The 26,135-nt window shown below is 44.9% G+C and carries 28 protein-coding genes; 17 read left to right on the forward strand and 11 right to left on the reverse strand.

Annotated elements, in window-relative coordinates:
* Position 1: 1 nt before the first annotated feature.
* The 3 genes from MWG26_RS07445 to MWG26_RS07455 all read left to right on the forward strand — a co-directional run bounded on the left by MWG26_RS07445 (position 2) and on the right by MWG26_RS07455 (position 3,359).
* Positions 2-670, forward strand: a complete 669-nt coding sequence (locus MWG26_RS07445; RefSeq protein WP_117440717.1) for a CDP-alcohol phosphatidyltransferase family protein — start codon at positions 2-4, stop codon at positions 668-670.
* Between the two features lie 109 nt (positions 671-779).
* Positions 780-1,781: a phosphatidylserine decarboxylase gene (locus MWG26_RS07450; RefSeq protein ID WP_025655390.1), complete on the forward strand. Its 1,002-nt coding sequence runs from the start codon at positions 780-782 to the stop codon at positions 1,779-1,781.
* A gap of 228 nt (positions 1,782-2,009) precedes the next feature.
* Positions 2,010-3,359 carry an MATE family efflux transporter gene (locus MWG26_RS07455; RefSeq protein ID WP_025655391.1) on the forward strand — a complete coding sequence of 450 codons (1,350 nt, stop codon included), beginning with the start codon at positions 2,010-2,012 and terminating at the stop codon, positions 3,357-3,359.
* Here the strand turns inward: MWG26_RS07455 and MWG26_RS07460 are convergent.
* From MWG26_RS07460 to MWG26_RS07475, 4 genes are all read right to left on the reverse strand, one after another.
* Positions 3,346-4,248, reverse strand: coding sequence for a sensor histidine kinase (locus MWG26_RS07460; RefSeq protein WP_025655392.1), 903 nt, complete (start codon positions 4,246-4,248; stop codon positions 3,346-3,348). The genes MWG26_RS07455 and MWG26_RS07460 overlap by 14 nt on opposite strands.
* A 58-nt stretch (positions 4,249-4,306) precedes the next feature.
* On the reverse strand, positions 4,307-5,113 hold the full coding sequence (locus MWG26_RS07465; RefSeq protein WP_025655393.1) for an ABC transporter permease: 807 nt from the start codon (positions 5,111-5,113) through the stop codon (positions 4,307-4,309).
* Positions 5,106-6,023 carry an ABC transporter ATP-binding protein gene (locus MWG26_RS07470; protein WP_025655394.1) on the reverse strand — a complete coding sequence of 306 codons (918 nt, stop codon included), beginning with the start codon at positions 6,021-6,023 and terminating at the stop codon, positions 5,106-5,108. Before MWG26_RS07470 ends, MWG26_RS07465 begins: the two co-directional genes overlap by 8 nt.
* 77 nt (positions 6,024-6,100) lie before the next feature.
* Positions 6,101-6,775 carry a response regulator transcription factor gene (locus MWG26_RS07475; RefSeq protein ID WP_025655395.1) on the reverse strand — a complete coding sequence of 225 codons (675 nt, stop codon included), beginning with the start codon at positions 6,773-6,775 and terminating at the stop codon, positions 6,101-6,103.
* Between the two features lie 264 nt (positions 6,776-7,039).
* Between MWG26_RS07475 and MWG26_RS07480 the strand changes: the two genes are divergently transcribed.
* The 3 genes from MWG26_RS07480 (at position 7,040) to MWG26_RS22705 (ending at position 8,124) form a co-directional block, all read left to right on the forward strand.
* Entirely contained in the window at positions 7,040-7,393 is a 354-nt protein-coding gene (locus MWG26_RS07480) for a DUF134 domain-containing protein (protein WP_044926621.1), read from the forward strand.
* Between the two features lie 97 nt (positions 7,394-7,490).
* Positions 7,491-7,895, forward strand: a complete 405-nt coding sequence (locus tag MWG26_RS07485) for a NifB/NifX family molybdenum-iron cluster-binding protein (RefSeq protein ID WP_025655396.1) — start codon at positions 7,491-7,493, stop codon at positions 7,893-7,895.
* 100 nt (positions 7,896-7,995) lie between these two features.
* The gene (locus tag MWG26_RS22705) at positions 7,996-8,124 is read left to right on the forward strand and encodes a hypothetical protein (protein ID WP_276519059.1); all 129 of its coding nucleotides are present in this window, start codon (positions 7,996-7,998) and stop codon (positions 8,122-8,124) included.
* A gap of 56 nt (positions 8,125-8,180) precedes the next feature.
* Here the strand turns inward: MWG26_RS22705 and MWG26_RS07490 are convergent, their stop codons facing one another.
* Both MWG26_RS07490 and MWG26_RS07495 read right to left on the reverse strand, forming a co-directional pair.
* On the reverse strand, positions 8,181-8,393 hold the full coding sequence (locus MWG26_RS07490) for a helix-turn-helix domain-containing protein (RefSeq protein ID WP_025655397.1): 213 nt from the start codon (positions 8,391-8,393) through the stop codon (positions 8,181-8,183).
* Between the two features lie 340 nt (positions 8,394-8,733).
* Positions 8,734-9,786, reverse strand: a complete 1,053-nt coding sequence (locus MWG26_RS07495) for an ABC transporter substrate-binding protein (RefSeq protein ID WP_025655398.1) — start codon at positions 9,784-9,786, stop codon at positions 8,734-8,736.
* Between the two features lie 227 nt (positions 9,787-10,013).
* Here MWG26_RS07495 and MWG26_RS07500 point away from each other — a divergent pair, with 227 nt between their 5' ends.
* A complete protein-coding gene (locus MWG26_RS07500) occupies positions 10,014-11,027 on the forward strand; it encodes a DUF7309 domain-containing protein (protein ID WP_025655399.1) in 1,014 nt (337 codons plus the stop codon).
* A gap of 172 nt (positions 11,028-11,199) precedes the next feature.
* On the opposite strand, the gene MWG26_RS07505 is transcribed toward MWG26_RS07500, so the two are convergent.
* Together MWG26_RS07505 and MWG26_RS07510 are read right to left on the reverse strand one after the other, a co-directional pair.
* Complete coding sequence (locus MWG26_RS07505; RefSeq protein ID WP_044926622.1) at positions 11,200-12,828, reverse strand: hypothetical protein; 1,629 nt, start codon at positions 12,826-12,828, stop codon at positions 11,200-11,202.
* Between the two features lie 188 nt (positions 12,829-13,016).
* On the reverse strand, positions 13,017-13,241 hold the full coding sequence (locus tag MWG26_RS07510; protein ID WP_025655400.1) for a hypothetical protein: 225 nt from the start codon (positions 13,239-13,241) through the stop codon (positions 13,017-13,019).
* 112 nt (positions 13,242-13,353) lie between these two features.
* Between MWG26_RS07510 and MWG26_RS07515 the strand changes: the two genes are divergently transcribed.
* Together MWG26_RS07515 and MWG26_RS07520 are read left to right on the forward strand one after the other, a co-directional pair.
* Positions 13,354-14,088: a phosphatase gene (locus MWG26_RS07515; RefSeq protein WP_025655401.1), complete on the forward strand. Its 735-nt coding sequence runs from the start codon at positions 13,354-13,356 to the stop codon at positions 14,086-14,088.
* A gap of 284 nt (positions 14,089-14,372) precedes the next feature.
* Positions 14,373-14,678, forward strand: coding sequence for a YerC/YecD family TrpR-related protein (locus MWG26_RS07520; RefSeq protein WP_025655402.1), 306 nt, complete (start codon positions 14,373-14,375; stop codon positions 14,676-14,678).
* An 11-nt stretch (positions 14,679-14,689) separates the two neighbouring features.
* Here the strand turns inward: MWG26_RS07520 and MWG26_RS07525 are convergent, their stop codons facing one another.
* Both MWG26_RS07525 and aroE read right to left on the reverse strand, forming a co-directional pair.
* On the reverse strand, positions 14,690-15,301 hold the full coding sequence (locus MWG26_RS07525; RefSeq protein WP_025655403.1) for a DUF1836 domain-containing protein: 612 nt from the start codon (positions 15,299-15,301) through the stop codon (positions 14,690-14,692).
* A 94-nt stretch (positions 15,302-15,395) separates the two neighbouring features.
* Positions 15,396-16,256, reverse strand: coding sequence for a shikimate dehydrogenase (gene aroE / locus MWG26_RS07530; protein WP_025655404.1), 861 nt, complete (start codon positions 16,254-16,256; stop codon positions 15,396-15,398).
* 331 nt (positions 16,257-16,587) lie between these two features.
* On the opposite strand from aroE, the gene pcrA reads away from it, so the two are divergent.
* From pcrA to MWG26_RS22915, 4 genes are all read left to right on the forward strand, one after another.
* Positions 16,588-18,816, forward strand: a complete 2,229-nt coding sequence (pcrA, locus tag MWG26_RS07535; protein ID WP_025655405.1) for a DNA helicase PcrA — start codon at positions 16,588-16,590, stop codon at positions 18,814-18,816.
* A 104-nt stretch (positions 18,817-18,920) separates the two neighbouring features.
* Positions 18,921-19,160, forward strand: coding sequence for a hypothetical protein (locus MWG26_RS07540; protein ID WP_025655409.1), 240 nt, complete (start codon positions 18,921-18,923; stop codon positions 19,158-19,160).
* Between the two features lie 89 nt (positions 19,161-19,249).
* Complete coding sequence (gene rlmD, locus MWG26_RS07545; protein WP_025655410.1) at positions 19,250-20,875, forward strand: 23S rRNA (uracil(1939)-C(5))-methyltransferase RlmD; 1,626 nt, start codon at positions 19,250-19,252, stop codon at positions 20,873-20,875.
* A 23-nt stretch (positions 20,876-20,898) separates the two neighbouring features.
* Positions 20,899-22,596 carry a YecA family protein gene (locus MWG26_RS22915; protein ID WP_025655411.1) on the forward strand — a complete coding sequence of 566 codons (1,698 nt, stop codon included), beginning with the start codon at positions 20,899-20,901 and terminating at the stop codon, positions 22,594-22,596.
* 26 nt (positions 22,597-22,622) lie between these two features.
* On the opposite strand, the gene MWG26_RS07555 is transcribed toward MWG26_RS22915, so the two are convergent.
* A complete protein-coding gene (locus tag MWG26_RS07555) occupies positions 22,623-22,805 on the reverse strand; it encodes a helix-turn-helix domain-containing protein (RefSeq protein ID WP_025655412.1) in 183 nt (60 codons plus the stop codon).
* An 88-nt stretch (positions 22,806-22,893) separates the two neighbouring features.
* On the opposite strand from MWG26_RS07555, the gene tnpA reads away from it, so the two are divergent.
* The 4 genes from tnpA (at position 22,894) to MWG26_RS07575 (ending at position 26,108) form a co-directional block, all read left to right on the forward strand.
* A complete protein-coding gene (gene tnpA, locus MWG26_RS07560; RefSeq protein ID WP_025655413.1) occupies positions 22,894-23,277 on the forward strand; it encodes an IS66 family insertion sequence element accessory protein TnpA in 384 nt (127 codons plus the stop codon).
* Entirely contained in the window at positions 23,267-23,623 is a 357-nt protein-coding gene (gene tnpB, locus MWG26_RS07565; protein ID WP_009005799.1) for an IS66 family insertion sequence element accessory protein TnpB, read from the forward strand. Before tnpA ends, tnpB begins: the two co-directional genes overlap by 11 nt.
* Before the next feature lie 266 nt (positions 23,624-23,889).
* On the forward strand, positions 23,890-25,503 hold the full coding sequence (gene tnpC / locus MWG26_RS07570; protein ID WP_025655414.1) for an IS66 family transposase: 1,614 nt from the start codon (positions 23,890-23,892) through the stop codon (positions 25,501-25,503).
* A 173-nt stretch (positions 25,504-25,676) separates the two neighbouring features.
* Complete coding sequence (locus tag MWG26_RS07575) at positions 25,677-26,108, forward strand: hypothetical protein (RefSeq protein ID WP_117440716.1); 432 nt, start codon at positions 25,677-25,679, stop codon at positions 26,106-26,108.
* The last annotated feature ends 27 nt before the right edge of the window (positions 26,109-26,135 follow it).

Here is a 26,135-nt window from a genome sequence, read left to right on the forward strand (position 1 = left end):
CATGATTGGATTTTATAATTATACGGTGGTATTGACCTATGCAAGCCTTGGCATATCTGTATTCGGGATGACACAGGCGATTCACGGAAGATTTAAAACGGCAATTATCTGCCTGGCTTTATCCGGGCTCTGCGATATGTTTGACGGGAAAATCGCCCGGGCAAAAAAGGACAGGACTGAGGACGAGAAAGCATTTGGGATTCAGATCGATTCCCTGTGTGATGTTGTCTGTTTTGGGGCATTTCCTGCATTGATCTGTTACCTGCTGGGCGTGCGGGGACCCGTCGGTCTTGCGATTATTATCTTATACTGTATCAATTCCGTGGTCCGGCTCGCGTTCTTTAATGTAATGGAGGCTAAGAATGCCCTGGTATCGGAGGACGGGGAAAAGTTCTACCGGGGGCTTCCGATTACATCCATGGCCATTGTTCTGCCGCTGGTATTTATGATTCAGTTTTTCGTGCCGGACTTTGTGTTTCGGATCTGTCTGCATCTGGCCCTTTTGGTCGTGGGCATCCTGTTTGTCGTGAATTTTAAACTGAAAAAGCCGAAAAATATGACTTTGGCGGTTATCGTGGGTGTTGTTGCCGCGGCGGTTGTGGTCATGCTGTTCTTTACACGTTACAGAATTAGTTTCCACCCGGGCTGGCCATGGATTGTAAGGCGGTAATGGAGAAACAAAACGAATTTCTTAAACGGGAAGCTTACAGGAATACGGAAGAAAGGAAGTCCCCGGGAAGCTGATATGGAAATAACAGGCGGGGATGCAGTGATTATATATGAAATATATCGACAGAGACGGCAACATGACCGAAGAAAAGAACGGGCAGGACAGCCTGCTTGATTGGCTTTATAACCACAGGAGCGGAAGGACGCTCGTCGGCCTGCTGGTGAGGCCGGGGATATCAAGAGCAGGAGGATGGCTGCTGGACAGAAGATGGTCCACATGCCTGATTGATCCTTTTGTGAAAAAAAGCGGCATCGATCTGTCCTGTTATGTGAACCAGAGATATAAGTCCTACAATGAATTTTTTACGCGGGAGATCAAACCGGGAGCACGGCCGTTGGAGGGCGGGGAAGGGACTCTGATCAGTCCCTGTGACGGGAAGCTGAGTGTATATCCGATTACCGCAGAAGAGGGGGAGGAGAGCCGGTTCCGTATCAAAAACACCGAGTATACGGTGGGATCGCTGCTGCGCTCCGTGAGCCTGGCTAAGCGTTACGAGGGAGGCTGGGCATGCGTGTTCCGTCTGACGGTGGATGATTATCATAGATATTGTTATGTGGATGACGGGGAGAAGTCCAAAAACTATCACATCAACGGCATTTATCATACAGTAAATCCGGCGGCAGGGGATGTGTATCCAATTTATAAAGAAAATACGAGGGAATATTCGCTTCTAAAGAGCAGGCATTTTAAGACTGTGCTGATGATGGAGGTCGGCGCGCTGATGGTGGGACGTATTACGAACTACCATGGGGCATGCCGGGTCAGAAGAGGTGAACCTAAGGGGCGGTTCGAGTTCGGAGGATCCACCGTGGTTTTGCTTTTTCAGAAAGATGCGGTGGAACTGGAGGAACGGCTGATTCTCAATACCCGGGCAGGATGCGAAACAATCGTAAAAATGGGGGAACGGATTGGGGAGAAGGGGCGCTCCGCGGAAGGCGAGGCAGGATGCGTCTGTAAAAGGAGACAGGGGGGCTGGAAACGGAATACAGAAGCAAGCTGGAATAGAGCAAAAAGGAAGGAAAACCAGGGCAGACCTGGCCACAGTACCTGAAGCCTTGATGGCTTCAGGCTCTGGGACCAGGGAGATATGTGATTTGTGATCACATATCTCACCCTGGTTTTCCTTCCTTTTTACGCTACTCTAGTCGTTTAGTTTTGCCTAAAGTGTACAAGTTTTCTTTGTATGAGGCAGAGAGGGGAATTTATGATGGAAAATTATTTGGTTCAGGCGTATAATGAATAGCGTTTAGCAATATTTTTTGTTTATGAGGTGGCGGGGATGGTTAAGGATCGAGCGTTTTATGCGAATTTTTTTAAGATTTATAGTGCGCTGGTACTGCAGAATGTGATTACATTGAGCGTGAATCTGGCGGATAATCTGATGCTGGGGGCTTATAGTGAGACTTCGCTGGCCGGGGTTGCGGCGGTGAATCAGATTCAGTTTATTTATCAGCAGCTGCTGATGGCGCTGGGGGATGGGCTTGTTATTTTCTGCAGCCAGTACTGGGGAAAGAAGCAGACGGGGCCGATGAAGAAGATTGCGGCTTCTGCCATGCATGCGGCGCTCGCTGTCGGGGTGCTGCTATTTGTTTTGGTCAGTCTGTTTCCTTACCGGGCAGTGGGGATGTTTACGACGGATCAGGCGATTATTGGTGAAGGCGTGAAGTATCTGGGTATTATTCGGTTTACATACTTGTTTTTTGCGGTTACGCAGCTGCTTTTGGCAGCTCTGCGCAGTGTGGAGGTGGTGCGGATCGCTATGTGCCTATCTGTAGTGACTTTTTTTGTGAACTGCGGGATTAATTATGTTCTTATCTACGGACACTTCGGAGCGCCGGAGCTGGGAGCCAGAGGGGCGGCAATTGGGACTTTGATTGCCAGAATCATAGAATGTACGGTTTTGATCGTCTTTGTAGTGAAAAAGGAGAAGAGGCTGAACCTGAAATTGAAAGATTACCTGCAGTTTGACCGGGTGCTCTGCAGGGATTACTTCAAGATTACGGCGCCCATGCTGGTGGTGCAGGGGCTTTGGGGCCTGAATACGGCTCTGCAGACCGTAATACTGGGACATATGACTGCTGCGGCGATTGCCGCTAACAGTGTGGCATCGACACTCTTTATGATGGTCAAATCCATGGCAGTAGGCGCGGCATCCACCGCTTCTATTATTATTGGAAAGACCATCGGGATGGGAGATATCAAAGTGGTGAAACAATATTCCATCCGGCTGCAGAAATTATTTCTGGGAATTGGGATTGTTTCCGGGATTATTCTGTTCTTTATTAGAATCCCCATCCTGAATCTGTATGAGCTTTCGGCCTCCACGAAGGAAATGGCGAATACATTTCTGCTTATCCTGAGCGTGGTGATCGTGGGCATGTCGTATCAGATGCCCACAAATAACGGAATTATCCGTGGCGGCGGCAATGCAATGTTTGTTGTGAAAATGGATCTGGTCAGTATCTGGATGATTGTAATTCCACTTTCCTTTATTATGGCGTTCGTCGTAAAAGCATCCCCGGCGGTGGTTGTGTGCTGCCTGAATGCTGATCAGATTTTCAAATGTGTGCCGGCTTTTCTGGAATCACATTATGGAAATTGGATACGCAAGCTTACTAGGGATGCTTAAGTGACCTATTTTCCTGTTGCAGCGTGATCCGGATTTTTAATACATTTTGTTCCAGGACTGCATCGATCGTTCCGCCCATTTTCTCCGTCATTTCCCTGACGATTGCAAGCCCCAGTCCGGAGGAACCCTTGCGGCGTGCCCCGTCTGCTTTATAGAACCGGTCAAATATCTGTTCCACATCCATCTGAGTATCTTCGGCGACAGGATTTTCAAAAGACAGCAAGCTGCCGGTCTGTTTGACTGTAATCCCTCCGGTTCCGTGCAGAAGAGCATTTTGAATCAGATTGCGGAAAATGCGCGTCAGGCATTCTTCATCCGCCATACCCCAGACACCTTCATCTTCGAATTCCACGACTGGTTCAACGCCCTTTTCTTCAAACTGCCGGTACATACCGACCAGGCACTCACCCAGCAGCGGAAGAATCTGTACTGACTGGATAGAAAGCTCAAACTCATTGCTGGATAGCTTCGTGTACAGGAACAATTCTTCCAGCATATCTTTCAGCTCTTCCAGCCGGTCCTGGCTGACGGTTAGATACCGGTCTCTTTTTTCACCATCCGTGCATTCCATTCCCATCTGAAGATACCCCGCTGCACTTGTCAGCGGGGTGCGGATATCATGCGCCAGGGCGGAAATGTTCTGCTTCAGCCGTTTTTGGGCCTTGTCGTACTGCCTCTCTTTCTGGCGGTTCAGTTTCATCACCAGATTCAGTCTGCGGCACAGTTCCACGAAAGCTTTATCCTTATGATTTACAAACAGTTCCATGTGGCTGCCCTGGGCCAGTTCATCCAGCTGCCGGCAGACGGACCGGATTTCCAGGCGGTAAAGGATGCAGCGTATAAGCAGAAGAACTGCGGCGGCGCCAAAGGCCAATGTGAAGATTATCATATGATCATACCTCCTGTTACTTATCTCACGCTCTGGGCAGACTGACTCCGGACGCCGGTTAAATATCTTTCTTACTCAGGGCGGTTCCCGCAATTACCATATACACAATCAGGAACACAATTCCCACGGCAAATCCCGCCAGGTCTGCAGGACTTTGGTACACCTCCGGCGCGTCCTGCAGGCTGAAGTATAACGTATATTTCAGCCAGCCATTCACGTGAAAGAGCCCAAGAAGTGCATTCAGCAGGGTGACGATTACTCCGCTTGACACCAATACGGCTGCAAGAATACCGGCTGCAATACTGCGGGTGAGCATACATACCAGGAGAACCAGCGCCAGCATTGCCATGGTCAGAACCCATGCCTGAGCCAGGAAAAACAGCACAGAGCTGAATCCGGTAACAGGAATATTCCCGCCCATTAATAGATTTACTAAAAAGGTAAACAAATAGGACGCAGCGAGATAGATGATATCTAAGATTGCGAAGGAAAGTATCTTGCTCCCAATATATTTCCAGCGGTTTACGTGCACGGACATAATGTTTTTAATAAATCCATTTTTAAAATCAGCACACACAAATATAGTAAAATATATCGTGAGTACAAGGGCAAAAAATCCACCGTCCATGTTGGACTGTCTGAATACCAGCAGAAGATTAATCTCCCTGAACAGGGCTTTTGCTTCCTCCATCTCTACAAAATCCATCATGCCGAGTCTGCTTGCGGCCGCCTGCCCTGTAGGCGTGAGCATCAGAAAGAGAAGAAAATAAACAAGTGCGATTGTCGCCAAAATTATGCCCAGGCAGATATAAGCAGCCTTGCCTTTTCGCATCCGGTATAGATCCATACGCAGTAAATTAAGCATCGCGGGCGCCCCCTTCCATCTTATCCAGAAAGTATTCTTCCAGATTCATGTGGTGGAAGCCCGAGGAATACACCTGGACCTGGTTGGTGACCAGCAGCTGGATCAGCCATGCACTGTCCGTGAAACCGTAGATGCGCAGGGTCTGGTTATCATAAACTTCCACGCCGGCATCTCTCAGATTTTCGGAAATAACGGGAAGCGCACGGTCCACATTATCCACTTCAAGCTGGAAATAATCACGGCACTTTTCCTCTAGTTTTTCCCTGCTGATTTGTTCAATCATCCTTCCTTCACGAATGATCCCATAGTGGGATGCGATTTTACTCAGTTCGCCGAGAATATGGGAACTTAAGAGTATCGTTTTCCCTTCCTCATTCAAGGTGTTCATCAGTTCCCGCAGTTCCCGGATTCCCTCCGGGTCCAGTCCGTTGATCGGCTCATCCAGAATCAAAAGGTCGGGATTCCCAAGAAGCGCAAGGGCGACTCCCAGCCTTTGCTTCATCCCCATGGAGAAATGTTTTACTTTCTTCTTACCTGCATTGGCAAGTCCGGTTATTTCCAGTACTGAATCGATATTCTTTGGGCCGGGCAGCCCCATGCATTCTGCTTTCATCCGCACATTATCCCGTGCCGTCAGATCGTGGTGCAGTCCGGCTTCCTCAATCAGCACACCCATTCTTCTGCGGACCATAGGTTCATTTACATTCCTGCCGAATAGTTTGGCCTCCCCATGCGTTGGGCGTACCAATCCGCAGAGCATTTTCAAAGTGGTAGACTTACCCGAACCGTTAGGTCCGATAAGCCCATATACTGCCCCGGTCTTTACCCGCATATTCAGCTGGCTGACCGCGTCTGTGTTTCCGTATGTCTTGCAGAGCCCTTTTGTCTCTACAGCGTATTCTTCCTTCATAAGCTTAACTCCCTTTTCAAGTTTTTGATTATGGCATTATTATAAAACGCAAAGTTTCATAAAGTGCTCAAAAATGTTTAAAAAAGTTTAAAGCCTAAGCCCCAGACCGTCTGGATATAAGAATCCGTTCCGCTGTCTTTCAGTTTGGAGCGGATATTACTGATATGGACATTAATCGTCTTATCCTCTGCAAGATACTCCTCACCCCAGGCATATTCATAGATCATCTGCTTAGAAAACACCCGCTTCGGATTCCGCAGGAACAATTCCATGATCAAAAACTCATGACTCGTAAGCTCAACAGGATCTCCGCCCGCCGTCATCTCATGATTTGCAGGATTCATCGTCCATTCCCGATAAGAGAGAATCGTCTCATCCGTTCCTGCCTCAGGCTGCCGTCCGCGTTTGCGGAGCTGAACCTGGATCCGTACCAGAAGCTCCTGCAGTTCAAAAGGCTTGCACATATAGTCATCTGCCCCTGCCTTCAGCAGCTCAATCTTACTATCCAGCCCATTTTTAGCCGAAAGAACAATCACCGGAACCCGATCCGCAAAGACTTCGATCAGCTCCTCCCCCGGAATTCCAGGCAGCATCAGATCCAGAATAACCAGATCAAACTCCGACATAGAAAAAAGCAGCTTCCCTTCGCTTCCCGAGAAAGCCTGGGAGCAGCAAAATCCTTCTCCGTTTAAATATTCACATATCATCTGATTAATATCAGAATCATCCTCAACAATAAGAATACGATACATTCTGTTACACTCCTTAACCTGCCGGTATATTTCGAATCTGCCGGCAATATACATATGGGTTAATCATACCATAAAATCCCGATGAACACCAAAAAAACCTGCAGGGAAAGGGTGGATACCTCAGCCAACATGCTCTCGTACGGTCTGCACAGTAAATGCGCAGACCTGTCTGAACTGTTATTGGATATTTGACATATCTACCGGCAAAGTATAAAATTCTAATTAGAATGGTTCTCTGAAGATAATGGAAGGTAAGGTGGTATAATGGGAAGACCAATGAAATGCAGGCGGATATGCCAGATGCCCAAAGTGGATGAGTTCATCCCTTCAGGGGCTGGATGCGATGAAATAATAGAAATGACCGTAGATGAATACGAGACGATCCGCCTGATTGATCATCTTGGATATTCACAGGAGCAGTGTGCGCAACAGATGAACGTAGCCAGAACTACGATCCAGGCAGTTTATGACTCAGCCCGAAAGAAACTGGCGGATGTGCTTGTGGAGGGGAAAAAGCTGAAGATTGGAGGAGGATCATATGAAGTGTGCCCGAAAGCATCCGGATGCTGCAGAAGGCAGTGTGAACATGCCAAGTGCAAAAACTCTGTGCAGGAGTGAGGAAAGCATAATCATAAAAAACTAAAACATAAAAGTTATTGACATATGCCGGAAATAGGTGTACAATTTTGTTACAAAATCATTGGGAGGTATAGAGATGAAAGTAGCAGTTACCTATAAAGACGGAGAGATATTCCAGCATTTTGGCCATTGTGAGCAGTTTAAAATGTATGAGACAAAAGAGAACCGTATTGTTTCCTCAGAGATTGTAAGTGCGGTCGGAAGCGGACATGGAGCACTGGCAGGATTTTTGAAGGCGCACGATGTACAGTCCCTGATCTGCGGAGGGATCGGCGGAGGTGCACGGATGGCCCTGGCAGAGGCAGGCATCGAATTGTACCCGGGAGCAGAGGGGAATGCAGATGCCTGTGTAGAAGCATTGCTGCAGGGTAATCTGGCGTACAATCCGGATACAATGTGCAGCCATCATCACGGCGAAGGACATGACTGCGGTAACCACAGCTGCGGAGAAGACAAACACGGGTGCGCGGGAAATCACTAAAATAGGAAAATCTTCATGGAAAAGACCAGAACTGAGCGGGATCATTTTCATGGAGATTTTTTGTTTCGGGGGAAAGTACTTTTGAAGAGTCTTTTTTCATATGGCTGCTGTATTAGAAGATTACATTTTCAATGTGGGCTCGGTTTATACAAACTTTCTGACCAGAAAATTCATAGAAAGCCACTTCGATATTCTCAAAAACATCAAGAATGGGCTGGGGATCAAATAGCCTGGCACTAGTAAGTCATTCTGACTGAACAAGCAGGACATTTAGTGTGGCTCACACTATTTCCTTCTGTGTCCTACAAGTTCGTCTAAAGAAATATCGAACAGATCTGCAATTTTTACAAGTTCGTATATATCAGGAACGCGTTTGCCAATCTCATAATTGGAAAGTGTCTGCCGTTTCAAATATAACTTTTTTGCCATCTGTTCCTGGGTCATCCGGTTCTTTTTGCGCAACGTCTTTATATTATTGCCAATTGTATTATGTGACATATATGATCAATCCTTTAAACAATTTTTTGAAATAGATTTAATAAGCTTATAAGCTACAATGGATTATATAAATAATCTATACTTATAAATATATGATATCAGTTCTTAACTATAAATACAAGTAATGTTTTGAGGGAGTAGGACACGATGAAACTAATTCATAAAATAAAATGAAAAAACTTTATCTGTTACAAAAAAAGAATTTCGCCCGGTTAAGAAAACCACACACAGCGATCATCGGAATCCGTATTCATTTTTATACATAAAGGAGGAGCCATTGCGCCGGCAGAAGATTCATCTGCTTTTACAATGGCTCCCTATTCACCGCATCCAGACGGTATTATTTACTTGCATTTTCAGCAAATTCTGTCGTTACAAGGTCTTTATAAGGCGCACGTGTATCGAGTTCGCCTGCGCTTTCCAGAATATCCTGCAGCAGATCCAGGCTGCTTTCCTCGAATACAAGATTATCTTTCCATGTATCCTGATCGTAATATCTGGTTACAATTTTTGTGATTGTCTCCAAATCTGTTTCCGGGAATTGTGGTTCAATGACTGCTGCAATCTCTTCCGGTGTGTGTGACTGTACGTAGTCCATGCCTTTCTGCAGAGCGTTTACAAAACCCTGGATGACGTCCGGGTTCTTTTCTATAAAGCTCTTCTTTGCACTGTAGGCCGTATAAGGCACATACCCGCTGTCTTCACCAAGAGAAGCGACAACGTATCCCTTGTTCTCTGATTCCAGTGTGGTTGCCCCGGGTTCAAATTCAACGGTAAAGTCTCCCTGTCCCTCGGCAAATGCGGCTGCTGTGGAACCAAAGTCAATACTCTGGTTGATCTCCAGGTCAGCGGACGGGTCGATGCCGTTCTGCTTCAGTATATACTCAAACACCATTTCCGGCATTCCGCCTTTTCTTCCGCCAAGTACGGTACTGTCCTTGATATCATCCCATGAAAAATCAGGCATTTCTTCCCTGGCAACCAGGAAATTTCCTGCGCGTTGCGTCAGCTGTGCGAAGTTGACAACGTAGTCATTGGCCCCTTCGTTGTAGGTATAGATCGAGGCTTCGGATCCCATAAAGCCGATATCGGCTTCCCCTGACAGGACAGCAGTCATGGTTTTATCAGCGCCAAAACCACACACCAGATCGAGATTGATCCCTTCCTCCTCAAAATACCCTTCTTCAATAGCTACATACATTGGCGCATAGAAAATGGAATGCGCTACCTCATTCAAAGTGACATCGGTCATTTCAGTTTTGGTATTCTCTTTTTGTGTCTCTGATGTGGCTTTACCGGATGTTTCTTTTTCATCTTTTTGTGAACCGCAGCCGGCCAGCAGCGCCATTACCATAACGGCTGCGAGCATTGCGGCAAGTATCCGCTTCTTCATAAAATTCCTCCTGTAACAATTCGGTCTCTTATACTATATGAAAAAAAACAAAATTGGTGTATCTGATCAGAAACATCAACGTAACAGTTCAGGCTTGTCTGAACTGTTACACATCAACAGCCGCAAATTGGTTTATATTAGCCAGAAGGATAGCAATTTTCAGCAACCTCTGATATGATAAAAGCAACAGATGCAATAGAGGCATGATTCAAAAAAGAGGAAAATATATGAGAAGAGAAGCTGATTTAACTGCATGGGGAAAATTGTATGAAACCGCAGGGAAAATAAAGGCTCTGGAGCCCTGGAAGGATTTTTGGGACATGGATTTAATCATCGTGTGCCCAAAGGGGAAGAAAGTTCCTTACTTTTGCAGTATCATGGGACACGGCGGTGTCTGCTGCGGGATAAGCGTTTATAAAGGCGAAGAAGGACTCCGGGATTTTGATATGCTCACGATGGCTGATGTAGGGGGGATTCCTCTGGATTATGCAATGTATGAACAGAACAATCTGACCTGCTACTGGGGCGACCGGGAGGAAGTGGGGACAAAGCAGAAAAAAATAATCAAAGAACTGGGCCTGAAATTTCGCGGCAGAGGACAGTGGCTCTTTTTCCTCTCTTTTAAAAAGAGGTATACCCCATATCTTCCTGATGCAGAGGAGGTTGAGGAACTGACTGGAGTCTACGAAGGTCTTTTGGCTATCCTAGAGGATTACCGGCAGAGCCACATACCAGTTGACTACGAACAGGGAGAATATCTCTGGAGCATCTACAATAAAAAAGAGAAAAGATGGAAAAGCGAGATACATGCCCTTCCCTATGAACCGGAGAGTGCGATCAGCATTATCGAACTCAGCGATGAGATATTGAAAAAAAAGCTGCAGAAGTGTCCCTCCGTGGAAGGTGAGTTGCAGATGGATTTTCTCTATCTGAACAACAGCACCATAGAAAATGAATATGACCGGCCGATTAACCCGCTGTTGTTTCTCGTTGTAGACGGAGAAAGCGGAATGATTCTTAACGTAGAATTGTTGGATCCTGAAGATGAGGAAATAGATTTTATCCTGAGTTTCTTCGTTGATTTCACGCAGCAATACGGCAGGATAAAGATGATAAAGGCGAGAAATCCCTTAATCTACTCTGCTCTTGCAGATATCTGCCAAAGATGCAGTATCGAACTGACGAACGGAGATATGACTGAGATCGACGAAGCCATTCAGGATCTGAAAGATCATCTTTAAGAAAATAAGTAAGGTTCTCCCATCTTCATAGGAGAAAGATGAATCACTAAAATCAAGATTAACGGCAGGCAAAGAAGCTGTGCGGTCTTAAAATAAAATGCTCCCATCCGGGCAGAACAGAGTGCGGTTGAATACCGCCGGTCAGTCCGGATGGGAGCATTTCTAGGATTTTTTAATAATTATCATGATCCTCCTCAAAAGGATCATCGTATTCATCCTCATAATCTTCTTCATCGCCGCTTCTGGAAGCGATCGTCAGTACAAGGAAGATAACTGCCAGCACAGCACCTGCAATGGCGCCATACAGAAGCCATTTATCGTTTCCGCGCTTTAGGAAGGCAAAAACGGCGCTTCCGATGTAGAAGATCAAAGGAAGCACAAATGCGAATATCGTGCGCTTTTTCTGCATAATCAGAAGAAGCAGTCCGGATACAAGCATGCAAAGTGCAAGCACAATATATATCGTCCCGGTCGTAGCATTACTGCCCGCCGATATATTATTCAATCCTGCCATGAAGCCTTTATATGCGAAAAATCCAAATGCCACAATGGATATAATTCCAAAGATGATGCGGAGTGTTCTGAATTTAGGCTTAGGCTCTTCCTTATCCACAGGGGGTCTTTCCGGCTGAGGAACCGCTGTTCTGGCAGCAGAAGCTGCAGCGGGTCTCTTCGCAGGCTGTCTTTCTAAATCAGAATCCGGCCGCCTTTTCTTCACCGGTTTCCGGTTCGGATCTGTGGAAAGCATATCTTCATAACTCTGTTTAACTGCCTGTTCTTTTTTCGTTCTTATTTTTTCAGGAGGAATATTGCCGTATTTCTGTGGGCTGTTTCCAGACGGAGCAGCGTTTCCTGCAGCTGCAGGCCTCTTCTGTGGAGGTCTGGTTCCTGCCTGGGCCTGTTTTTTCACAGGAGCAGCGGGATTGCCGTCGGAAGAAGCGGGTCTCTTTGCGGCACCGGCGGGTCTGCCGTCGGGAGAAGCGGGTCTTTTTGCCGGAGCAGTTGGTCTGCCGTCGGGAGAAACAGATCTTTTGGCCGGAGCAGCTGGTCTGCCGTCCGCAGATGCAGGTTTCTTTCCCCCTGGGGCGGGTTTTCCATCAGGAGCTGTAGACCTCTTCGATGAAGGAACAGGCTTCCCATCGGGAGAAGCAGTTTTTTTCGCTGAGACAGCAGGTTTTCCGTCAGGAGAAACAGGTTTTTTCACAGGAGCAGCGGTGGTTCCGTCAGAAGAAGCGGGCCTTTTTGCCGGAGCGGCAGGTTTGCCGTCGGGAGAAACAGGCCTTTTCGCCGGTGAACCCGGTTTCCCATCGGGAGAGGCCGGTTTTCTGGCCGGATCAGCTGTCTTCCCGACAGAAGAAGCAGGTCTCTTTATCTGGGAAGCCGGTCCTCCGTCGGAAGCTGTCTTTTTAGCCGGTGCTGCGGCTGTACCCTCAGGAGCGCCGGCTTTTTTTGGTGCAGCTGAGTTTGCATTCGGAACGGCCGTTTTTTTGGCCTGGGCCGGTTTAGAGTCGGCAGCCTGTGTTTTGGCCGGTCTTGCCTTTTGCGAAACTTTATTATCGGCTGCCTGAGGCGCCGCCTTTTTCACAGGATCTTTCCCGGATTCAGATTGAACAGTTGCATTTTTTGTATGATCAGAAGCGTTGGTATTCACCGCTTTTTTTTCTCTTTGTTTGTCCAGATTCCATTGCTTTTTGCAGTCTCTGCAGATTGCGTATTCGTTAAAGATAGGTTTACCATTCTCATCAACGCCTACTTGCTTGTTCTGAAGTTCAACGTCTTTACCACATTTCGGACATCTCATTTATGCATTCCTCTCTTTCATAGGTAGATTAACAATGGTTTTATTATAGCATTTTGTCAGGGGAAGGACAAGGAAAAATGCTATATCTTGCTGTTTTATGTCGAAAACACGCTACAGGGCACATGATTTGGGCTGTAACGAAAACACCACCATTGTATGAATGGCGGTGTTTTTTCGGGAAATACTATTTAGTAATTGTTATCGTGAGGCGGTTGTTCTGAAGCATTGGCATGTGTGGATGACTTGGCCTTGATAACAGGGGGCTGATACTGGTACAGATCATTATAGGCTTCCAGTTCTGCGTCAGACATCGGGAGAGAGGGGATCAGGCCCGTACAATCCATAGTTGATGCCGCATTTGACAGATAATCATAATCGTCAATGATTTTTTCATTTTCTTTATTATTTAACATGAAATTCACCTCACTGATAGTATGTACGAAAGTAAAAATTGTATTCTGGAAGAAATATGGTATACTTAGAAACGTATGGAAAAATTAATGTGAAAAGAAAAGGGGGACGAATATGAAATTTGTAGCAGATACGCACGCACATACGCTGGCCAGCGGCCATGCATACAGCACAATCCGGGAGATGGCGGCGGCAGGAGCTGCTAAGGGCCTTAAGGCGCTGGCAATAACAGAACATGCACCCGAGATGCCGGGCACCTGCAATTTCATTTATTTTCAGAATCTGGATGTTGTCCCGAGGGAAATGAATGGGATGCAGATGCTCTTTGGAGCTGAGCTGAACATCATGGATCCGGATGGAACCGTGGATTTGCCGGAAAGCATCTGCCGGGATCTGGATATTGTAATTGCAAGTATCCATCCGCCCTGCTATGGGAAGGGCCACAGTATGGAAGAAAATACAAGGGCGTACATTGAAGTGATGAAGAAACCCTATATCAATATTATCGGACACCCGGATGACGGGCGTTTTCCGGTAGATTACGAGGCTGTGGTGAAGGCGGCCGGCGAGACTAAGACGCTGTTGGAGCTGAACAACGCATCCCTGCGCCCCCAGAGTTTCCGCCAGGGAACCCGGGAAAATACGCTTACGCTGCTGGAACTCTGCAAACAGTACGGTGTTCCGGTCACAACAGGAAGCGATGCACATGTAGATGTGGATGCGGGGAATTTCCGAAATATACTGGACATCCTGAAATTCTGTGACTTCCCGGAAGATTTGATTGTAACCACGGATTTTGAAAAGCTGAAGCCTTACTTAAACCGTTATAGCTCTCAGGGAAGCCTTTAGACCGTTGTGGCAGTTCAGTCAGACCAGAGCTTAAGTTCTATTCACAGCCCAGGCCGCGCATAGTAACGGCATCTGGGCCATTTAAAGCCGCCTGAGGCAAGGGCCCAGATGCCCGGCTCCATCACTTTAATGGCTCGGATGCCGTGCAGCGGGGTGCACGGCCCCGTGAATAGCAACGAGCGTAATCTGAAAACTATATTAAACGTGATAAAAAGGTAGACTTTACAAGTTTAGTGTGCTAAAATGTAACGGTAGTCATTTGACTGATAAAGGAGATCGGTAGTATGAGTAAAAAGATAAGAACAGAGGCGGTAGATTATCTGTTTAGTGCCATACTAAGTCTGGAAAACAAAGAAGAGTGTTATACATTCTTTGAGGATATCTGTACCATCAATGAATTGTTATCACTCTCACAGCGCTTTGAAGTAGCGAAGATGCTGAGAGAACAGAAGACTTATCTGGAAATTGCAGAGAGAACCGGGGCTTCCACAGCAACCATCAGCCGGGTGAATCGTTCACTGAATTATGGGAATGACGGATACGACATGGTATTTGAAAGGCTTGGAAATAACGAAAAAGAGGATGCGTAAGCATCCTTCTTTTATTTTTTAGGCTGTTTGCCTTCTGAACGAGGCAGTTCGTCGATGATCTTTTCAATCAGCAGTTTTTTGACATACACATCAAAGCTGAGACTGCAGATAAATGAAAACAGATGCAGATAACTGCGGTCATCCTCGGCCGCGTCAGAAAATGATTCCTCGGCTTTTTCATAAGCCGCCCTGATCTCTTCCTGTAACGGGTTAATCTGGGCCTTTTCCATCGCACAGATCGCTTCATAAAGCTCGGTCATGTCGAGTGTCTCCCCATCAGAAAAAGCCTTGTCTGTGATCGGCTTCAGCAGCGTCTCTATATCTTTAATAGAAAGAATGTTCTTAAAATAGTAGATAAAAATCAGGACAAGCACATGCTCCTTCGTGTACTTCTTCTTGACAGGAGGAGGAAGGAGATTGTTCTTGGCGTAATTGTTGATCATGGTTTTTGTGAGAATCTTATCCTCATGATAGCGTTTTGTCGATGCAAGCTGAGCATCCATGAAAGTCGTGACCTGATCCATATATAAATCTATATTGGGGATGTCTTCCGGATGAATATAATCAATGCGGGAGATACTTTCTAAAATACTGTTCAGCATATCATTCGTATTAATCGTCATATTATCACCTCAATGACTTTATTATATAGTAATCAATACTAGATAGCAAGCATTTTTAAGCGTAAAATGAATAAATTCATTTTGCCCTATTATGTTAATCCACTGCTCGGAATTCATTTTCCAAAGTTTGATACATAACGTCAACGGGGGCCGGCATGCCGGTCCAGAATTCAAAATTTAAAGCGCCCTGACGTACCAGCATCCCGATCCCGGTTATAATTTGGGCTCCGCGGGACTGCGCTTCTCTCAGAAAGAGCGGCATGACCGGATTGAAAACTACATCGCATGCGATCATATTTTCGGTGATACTTTCGTAGTTTATATCTGGTTTCTGTTCCACATTAGGATGGAGGCCAATGGAAGTTCCCTGGATCAGAATCTGGGTCTCGACGGGAATCTCCATGCCAGGTGTCCAGGGAAGGTACTCGGAATCAGTGCCCGTCTGTGATGCAATCAGTTCTGCCAGTTCCCTGCCTCTCCCCTCATTACGGTTAATAATCAGGATCTTTTGGGCTCCGGCAAGGGCGCATTCTACTGCAATGGCACGGGCAGCCCCGCCGGCTCCAAGGATGGTGACGGTCTTGCCCTCGGGGGAAACACCCTTATCTTTGAGGGCCAGGACAAAGCCTTTCCCATCTGTATTTTCTCCGATCCAGGTTCCGTTATTATTGATCACGGTATTGACAGCGCCGATAATCCGGGCAGCCTCTGACAGCTGGTCAAGGTAGGGGATAATCGTGATCTTATGGGGCATGGTCAGATTTACCCCTCTCATATTGACTGCTTTTGCACCGAGAAAAGCCGCCTCCAGATCTTCGGCTCTGACCTGCATGGTTATGTATCGGTAATTGAGATTCAGGGCCTCATATCCGGCCTCCTCCATTACGCCGGTGGGATTTCCATCCACGGGATCCCCAAAAACTCCGGTAAGTTCAGCTCTATAATTTTTTTTCATATAATAACACGTCCTTTCTGTAAAAAATCTGAAAGTGTCAGGCATGCAGTACAGCTGCAGTTTAAAGGAAGCCCAAAGGACTGTCCTTAATATATGCCCTGGCGGGCGGGTCTGCAGCGAACCTACGGATTATAGTATAGCATTTTAAGCAGCAGTCTTCAATGGAGGAAAAGGTTCTGCGGCAGTTCTACATCAAAACATGTGGGAAAACCAAAAGGATGGATTGGAAAAGAGGGTAAAAATGAGGAGGGAATACTCTTTTTCGCGTGACAGAATACTTGTTTTGTATTATAATCTCATAGATAAGATGTAAAGCAGACAGGAGATACATATGAGTATATACGATACATTGAATGAACAGCAGAGAGAGGCGGTATACTGTACTGACGGCCCGCTTCTGATACTAGCCGGTGCGGGTTCGGGGAAAACGCGGGTCCTGACACACCGGATTGCCTATCTGATCGAGGAAAAGGGTGTAAATCCCTGGAATATACTGGCCATCACCTTTACAAACAAGGCGGCCGGCGAGATGCGTGAGAGAGTGGACAAACTGGTGGGGTTCGGCTCAGAAAGCATCTGGGTGAGCACCTTCCATTCGACGTGCGTGAGAATTTTGCGGAGATATATCGACCGGCTGGGATATGACAATAATTTTACAATCTATGACGCGGATGATCAGAAGACTTTGATGAAGGATGTCTGTAAACTAATTGATATTGATACCAAGGTTTATAAGGAAAGAAGCCTCCTTGGAGCGATCTCTTCCGCCAAGGATGAGCTGGTCACTCCGGAGGAATATGAACTCAATGCGGCGGGAGATTACGGGAAGCAGAAGATCGCAAAGGTTTACCGGGAATATGAGAAACAGCTGCGCGCCAATAATGCGCTGGACTTTGATGACCTGCTTGTGAAGACGGTACAGCTCTTCCAGACCCAGCCGGACGTACTGGAGAACTACCAGGAGCGTTTCCGCTATATCATGGTGGACGAGTATCAGGATACCAATACGGTACAGTTTAAGTTTGTAAGCCTTCTTGCGGGAAAATATAAAAACCTCTGCGTAGTCGGTGACGATGACCAGTCGATCTACAAATTCCGCGGAGCCAATATTAAAAATATTTTGAACTTTGAACAGGAATTTCAAGATGCAAGAGTAATCAAGCTGGAGCAGAATTACCGCTCCACGTCTAATATACTGAATGCTGCAAACGCAGTGATCAGCAACAACTGCGGCAGAAAGGAAAAGACGCTCTGGACAGACAACGGGGAGGGCGAAAAGATCCAGTGCCGCCAGTTTGATACGGGTTACGATGAGGCAGAGTTTATTGCGGAGGATATCCGGAAACATGTGAGAGAAGAAGGCTCCACTTACAACGATCATGCAATCCTGTATCGGACGAATGCGCAGTCGCGTCTGTTTGAGGAACGTTTTGTTTCCTCCAACATACCATATAAGATAGTCGGCGGCGTGAATTTCTACGCAAGGCGGGAGATTAAGGACCTGCTGGCTTATTTGAAAACGATTGACAACGGGCAGGATGACCTGGCTGTCAGACGTATCATCAATGTGCCGAAGCGAGGCATTGGACTGACAACCATTAACCGCGTGCAGGAATCGGCTCTGGAGCGTGAAATCGGATTCTATGAGGCTCTGCTGGGATTGGATCTGATCCCCAATATCGGGCGGAGCGCGGCAAAGCTGGAGTCATTTGTGGCGTTGATCGAATATTTTAAAACACGGGCCCGGGTGGACAGCATTTCTGACTTAATGAACGAGATCATTGAGAAGACTGGATATGTGGAAAATCTGGAAGCGGAGGATAAGGAAGATGCGCAGTCGTGTATTGAAAATATTGATGAACTTTTAAGTAAAATAGCAGCCTATGAGGAAACCTGCCTTGAACAGGACGAGAAGCCTACGCTCAGCGGCTTTCTGGAGGAGGTAGCCCTGGTGGCAGATATAGACAGCCTGGATGAGAATCAGGATTATGTGGTGCTGATGACACTGCACAGCGCCAAGGGTCTGGAATTCCCTCATGTCTATCTGGCAGGGATGGAAGATGGGCTGTTTCCGAGTTATATGACGATTACATCGGATGATATCGATGAACTGGAAGAAGAAAGAAGGCTCTGCTATGTTGGGATCACGCGCGCGGAAAAAGAACTGACAGTCAGCTGCGCCAGGAGGCGGATGATCCGCGGAGAAACGCAGTTTAATAAGATGTCCCGGTTTTTAAAAGAAATACCGCAGGAACTGTTGGAAACAGGCGCGGATTTCGGGGAAACATACGAAATGCCGGCACAAAATACATACCAGCAGGCAAAACAGCTGTTCAAGACAAAGGCATTTGCCCCGGCAAAAGTGGGGAAACAGTTTACCGTTACAAAAGAAAAAAGCCTGGATTATACCGTTGGGAACCGCGTGCGCCATATGAAATTCGGCGAAGGGCTGGTAAGAGATATTACAGAAGGCGGCCGCGATTTTGAGGTGACAGTGGATTTCGACACAGCGGGAACAAAGAAAATGTTTGCCTCATTTGCCAAGCTCAGAAAAATATAGAATTTATATAAAATTGGCATAAATAAGTAGTAATCTGAAAATGATAGTGATATAATAACCTAAAGTAAACCTGTATCGACAAGATGGGGAAAGGACGTGGAAATATGAGCAAAGTAGAGGAATTAATTGCGGAGACAAAACTGAATGAATTGCTGCGTAAAAAAGAGGACGACAAGCAGAAAAATACAGTGCTCTGGGTTCTGGCAATTGTAGGTGCCGTAGCTGCTGTAGCAGGTATTGCATATGCAGTATATCGTTTCTTTACACCGGATTATCTGGAAGACTTTGAAGAAGATTTTGACGATGATTTTGATGACTATTTCAGTGAGGAAGACCAGGTATAATCAGGTAACCGAACTAAACCATGGACAGGATGTGGCGGGAACACTGCACCCTGTCCATTTTTATGTATAGAATGATTCAGGAGAAGATGATGAAAAAAGGACAAGTATTTGAAGGCATAATAGAAAAAGTAGAATTTCCAAATAAGGGGCTGGTGTGGGTCTCGGAAGAGGAACGGTATGTCACTGTAAAAAACGGAATGCCCGGACAGAAGATACGGTTTGTAGTGAATAAGTTTAAAAAGGGGGACGCGGAAGGCAGGCTTCTGGAGGTTCTGGAAAAGTCGCCCCTGGAAACACGGGAACCGGTATGTAGTATTTTTCCGGCATGCGGGGGCTGTATGTATCAGACTATGGGGTATGAAGAACAGTTGAAAATGAAAGCCGGGCAGGTGAAAGAGCTTCTGAATGCGGTGGTGAAGGAGCCTTATGACAATGAAGGGATTAAGGCCAGCCCGAAGGAGTTCCGGTATCGGAATAAAATGGAGTTTTCCTTTGGGGATGAGTATAAGGACGGCCCGCTGTCGCTGGGGCTTCACAAGAAAGGAAGTACTTATGATGTGCTGACAGCAGGAGACTGCATGCTGGTACATGAGGACATGAACCAGATTCTGCTGTGCGTTCTGGAGTATTTTAAAGAGCGGAATGTGGAGTATTACAGGAAGATGCAGCATGTTGGGTATCTGAGGCATCTGCTTTTGAGGCGCGGGGATACGACAGGGGAGATCCTGGTGAATCTGGTGACGACGACTCAGGAAGAGCATGATTTAAGTGGGCTTGTGGAGAGGCTTTTAGAGTTGAAATTGGAAGGGGAGATTGTGGGGATTCTTCATATTCTGAATGATTCGCTTTCCGATGTGGTGCAGAGTGATGAGACGCGGATTCTCTATGGGAAAGATTATTTTTATGAGAAGATACTTGGGATGGAATTCAAGATCACCCCGTTTTCTTTCTTCCAGCCTAATTCCAGAGGGGCTGAGGTGCTTTATGAGACGGTGCGGGAGTATATCGGGGATATTCAGGATATGACGGTCTTTGATCTGTTCAGCGGGACGGGGACGATTGGGCAGGTGCTGGCTCCGGTGGCGAAACAGGTGATTGGGGTAGAGATTGTTGAGGAGGCTGTGGAGGCTGCCAGGGAGAATGCTGCCCGGAATGGGCTGGATAATTGCCGGTTTATTGCGGGGGATGTCTTTAAGGTGCTGGATGAGATTGAGGAGAAGCCGGATGTGATCGTGCTGGATCCTCCGCGGGATGGGATACATCCTAAGGCGCTGCCTAAGATATTGGATTATCAGGTGGAACGGATTGTCTATATTTCTTGTAAGGCAACTAGTTTGGTGCGGGATTTGGAGATGATCTTGGGACGGGGGTACCGGGTGGAGAAGTGTGTGGCGGTGGATCAGTTTTGTGAGACGGTGCATGTTGAGACGGTTGCGCTCTTGACCCGTAAAAAGGATGTAGAAAAAATCGACATTGAAATGACCGTGGATAAGGAAGATGTGACGGAGAAAGCCACGTATCAGAAGATTAAGGAGTATGTGAAGGAAAAGTACGGGCTGAATGTGCATACGAAGTATATTGCGGAAGTGAAGAGAAAACATGAATCGCCGAATAAGGTGGATGTGCCGAAGAGGGAATATCCGGGGTGTCCAGAAGAGAAGGCTGGAGCGATTGAAGAGGCATTACAATATTTTGGAATACTGTCAATTTTATAAAGTATTATAAGGGAGAATATTTCATGAACGCATTTGAAACATATAAAACGATTTATCGAAGTCAAAAATATAGTGAACATAAAAATAAGAGTTGTGATAGCTTGGAAGAAATTGTCAAAGAGAAGTTGGAGTATTCTGGAGATATAAAACCAGAATTTTGGAATATTTTATGTGAAGTAGTATTAACATCGCCATGTGATTTTTGGGATAGGAAGGTAGAAGAGTCTACATTAGATGGTTTGCAGAAATTATATGATGACAATGGTTGTGCAATCAAGATAAATGAAGAAATACTTGAATATTTTTATATGGGTTATAGTACTTATAGACAAATTACAGATATTATTGTTGATTTTGAAAAAACTATTGATGATACAATTACGAAAAATAGATTATATAGAATACCAATGTTTGTTAATCTAATGGAAGGATGTTTGACGAATTTTTTTAGAGTAATTGTATTAATTATAAACTATACTGTCGAGAAGGATTACAGTAATCAAAGAATGTTGAACCCGTTATGTGAAGTGTTAAGAAAAAATGGTTTCGAGGAATTACAAAATAAAATAGATGTAGATATTAGAAATGCAATTAATCACGGTGGTGTATTCTTTAGAGAGAATGGTAGGGAAATCGTATTTCATTATGTTAAGGAAGGAAAAGTTGTTGAAAAGATACTGAAAACATACGAATTTGATAAATTAATTAATGATACTTATGATGTGGCGAGTGGCATATTATTAGGGATTTCTCTTTTTTTAAATACCAATCTTGAAAGTATAGAATTAATTAGAAAAAATACTTATGTCTCTTATATAATGTTTGCACAAAAATTGAATGTTCCAGGTATTAGATGTAGGGGGATATCAGAGTCCCAGAATCCAATACAAATTAATGCAGAATTTGACTTTGATGTAATTGATAGAAAGTATTGTAGACAATCAGCATTACTATTAGCAATACAAATATATGAAGTGTATCCAGAATATAAGCAATTTTGGATTGGAATTCATAATATTCGTTTAAAAGCAAGTTGGATGCGCTTTATAAAGAAAGACATTGAAGCGATTGTTAAAGGTAACAAAGACGCATTTCCTAATGCAGTAGAAAATATGTTAAAAAGAGGTGATGAGGTTTTATTTGAACCATCAAAAGAGCAAATTGATTTAGAAGAAATAAAATATTATAAATATCCACAATATAATAGTGAATCATATAAAATTAGAAGTGTTGAAGATTGTAGTTTGGAGAATAAAAAAAGATTCAGAGCACATGTTTTTATCGGCAACACAAGTAAAAGAGAAGATATTATTAAAATAATTAATGAAGCAGTTTTATGGGTGTCTAATCTTAAAAATATTGCAGACCCGAAAGATATTATTAAACATGGAACTATGGAAGCAGATTCTGTATATCTAAACATATATAGGGAAGATGGGAGGAAGAGCAAAGAATTATTTCCCAGTAATGATAACTTTATATGTTTTGTGGATTATAATCTTGATGGCGAAACAAGTCTTAAAGATGGTGGTATTCCTTCAAATCTTTGGGCGAAGTTAACACATGAGAAGATAGGGAAGTTTCTTATTGCATGGGCTGATTCAAAATTTGCTAGAAATAATTTGGTTGACAAAAGAAAAGTTGGAAGAAATGATCCTTGTCCATGTGGAAGTGGAAAAAAGTTTAAAAAGTGTTGTATAAATAAGAAATATTACGATTAATAATAATAAAAATATCATATAAGTTTTTATTCGTCCTCAAATATGGTTTCATTCATTTCCGGAAAATCTAATAATTCAGATACAGTCATTCCCAAACCGAGAGCCAGCTTATGCAAGGTTTTCAGTTTGGGATTTTTTGTCTTTCCAGACATGATATTTTCCACCGTAGACTGTGTAATGCCAGATAAGGTAACATCGGTAAACGTCAAACCATCCGCCTTTCTTTCTGATGAGTTTTATGGCACACTTGAAAAAATGCAAAAAACTAACTAGTTTTTTCAAGTGGAGGTAAATACTATGGATAAAACCACTCATGAAGTAAGGCTTGCTAATTGGAAATCAATTATTGAGCAATGTCAACAGCGACCGGAAGGACAGACTGCCAAACAGTGGATGATGGATCATGACATCAGCGAAAAGAGCTACTACTACTGGCTTCGCAAAATACGCAAGGAAGCATATGAGCAAATGTCTTCAATCAACCTACCGGCTACCAGTCAGGAAGGCACTGTTACATCTGCAGAATTACCAGTTCAACCACAGGGAGCTTCTGAATCTTTCGGGCAGTCATTTCAAGCAGATGCAATCATCCGCACCGGGAAGTTGACGATAGGATTATCAAACACTGTTTCTCCTGAACTTCTAAAACAGATGTTGGAGGTTGTTATCCATGTTAGCTGAAGCAGCCGGCGTGAAACGCATCATATTGGCCTGCGGAAGAACTGATCTTCGAAAAGGAATTGATGGTCTGGCACAATTAATCGGCACAAAGTATGATTTAAATCCTTTTGAGAAGGATGTGCTTTTCCTGTTCTGTGGGTGCCGAACGGACAGGATTAAAGGCCTGCTTTGGGAGGGAACCGGGTTTTTACTTTTGTATAAGCGTTTGGAAGATGGCTCATTCAGCTGGCCGCGCACGCCCGAGGAAGCGGCGGAACTGACTAGAGATCAGTACCAGATGCTGATGCAGGGCTTGAATCCGATTGTTCCAAAGATCAAAGAGGTCCATCCAAAGCATGTGTTATAAATTTTTTGTTGTGCAAAACAGAGAAATTTAAACCTTCGGTTTTTGCTGTAACTTTGGAATCCCAAAACTTGCCGTAAAGCTGTCAGTATTGCGGCATATACGCCTGAAACAAGGCACTTTTGAACATTGAAAACTCTATATTTCTATCCTTGTATAAGAGGTATAAAGCGTGTAAACCATAGGCATTATGACGAAGTGCCAAAGTGCCGAAAGTGGCATAAATACGCTATCCGCGGTATAATAAAGACAATTAGGAGAGCGAACTTATGGCTGAAAAATATACCGTGGAACAATTGAATAAGCTAAACAAAAAAGATCTGATGCTCCTTGTGTTGTCTATGCAGGATCAGTTAACACAGATGAATGATAACTTGGAGAAACTTATCGAGCAGATACGTATTGCAAACCAACAGCGCTTTGGACGCCATACGGAAACACTGGATGCAGTCAGCGGACAACTATCGCTGTTCAATGAAGCCGAAGCACTTGCGGAAGATACTACGGAAGAATTAACGATAGAAGAAGTCCTTGCGACAATCCTAAAACAGAAAAAGCAGCGCGGTAAGCGGGATGCGGATTTGTCTGGATTTCCGGAAGAAAAGATTCTTCACAGTGTCTCGCAAGAAAAACTTAACGAGATGTATGGTGACGGAAACTACAAGCGTATGCCGGATGAATCTTATAAGCGTCTGCGTTACGAACCGGCTTCCTGGACAGTTGAAGTTCATACGGTTGAAGTGTATGTCGGCACAGATGGGCTCCATCAGGATGAATTCGTCCGGGGTGATCGTCCAAAAGATCTTCTTAGGAACAGCATTGTAACTCCTTCATTGGAAGCTGCCATCATCAATGGGAAGTATGTGAATTCTATTCCGCTGTACCGAATCGAGCAGGAGTTCCAGCGAGGTGGTGTCCATATCAGCAGACAAAATATGGCTAACTGGACCATCCTGTGTGCGCAGAGATACTTTCAGCCAGTTTATGACTATATGAAGGAAGAACTATTTAAATATCATGTCACCCAATGTGACGAAACACCGGTTGAAGTGATCAATGATGGACGTTCTGCAGGAGCACAGAGTTATATGTGGGTTCACCGGTCTGGCGAATACTACAAAGACAAGCCCATTGTCCTGTATGAATACCAGAAGACCCGGCATCATGATCATCCGGAGCAATACTACAAAGACTTTAAGGGAGTCCTTGTAACGGATGGTCTAAGCCAGTATCATCTGATTGAAAAGAATCTGGAGGGGGTGACCAACGCGAATTGCTGGGCACACTGCCGCAGATCGTTTATGAATGCGGTAAAGGCAATGGATGACCGGGAAACAGCCAAAAAATCGGTTGCATACCAAGCACTAATAAGGATATCTTCCATCTATAAACTGGATGAATCTTTAAAGACGCTTACAGCAGAAGAACGGCTCAAGGAGCGAGAAAAAAATGTAAAACCGCTTGTTGAGGAGTATTTTGTGTGGGTAAAAAAAGTGCTCCATGAACAACTGCCAAAAGGCGAAACCGCTAAAGGTTTAAAATACAGCATCAATCAGGAAAAGCAGCTAAAGGTATTTCTGAGAGATGGAGAAGTCCCGATAGATAACTCGGCTTCTGAGAGATCAATTCGTACATTCTGCATTGGCAAAAAGAACTGGGTAATAATTGACTCTATGAAAGGAGCAGAAGCCAGTGCTGTGATATACAGCATTTCGGAAACTGCCAAACTGAATAATCTGAGTACTTACAATTATTTTTGCTATCTGCTTACAGAATTGCCAAAACTTGCAGACAAGGATGGAACTATAGACAAAAACGCATTGGCATCTTTGATGCCGTGGTCAACCAATCTGCCGGAAAAATGCCGGATACCACGCCGCTGAAAAGCGGCGTTAGTTTAGGTTGGGGCGGATGGATTGACGTTTACTAACATCGCCCTGCATATACAGGATTGATAATTCAAAAACAGCCAGAAATCAACGTCTGCAGATGTTTGAAAGGTGTACTAACCAGCACACCGGAAAGGAGAGGATAGGCAATCGCAAAACGTGACAATGTGAGTATCAAGATTGATTACATCAGCATTGTATTTGATTCTGCCAGGACAGAAGAGGTCATTCGGAGGGTGCTGGAACTCCCGATAGATATTTTTACGAAGTATCCGGCAAAGGTCAAACACAAGTCATATCAGAGCTTACATCAGGCAGGAAGCATTAAAGTGTTCGGGGATTCCAAACAGACAGAAGATAATCCAGATGGGACAGGATGTTATCTTGTATTAAGCGGTATGGGATGGGACGAAATTTTCCGTATATTAGATATGCACGGTTATTCCTTTGGGGATTTATTCCGGCATTGCGAAAGGTTATATGGCAGTAAATTTCGGTTTACAAGGCTGGATATAGCAATAGATGACAGGAACGAAACGCCATTTTTTACACCAGAGCAGATAAAGCGGAAATGTGAAAGGGAAGAGTTTATTGGCTGACTTCCTTATCCTTGTCATAAAAGCGAT

The sequence above is a fragment of the Faecalicatena contorta genome, from assembly GCF_022835095.1.
Lineage (GTDB): Bacteria > Bacillota > Clostridia > Lachnospirales > Lachnospiraceae > Faecalicatena > Faecalicatena contorta.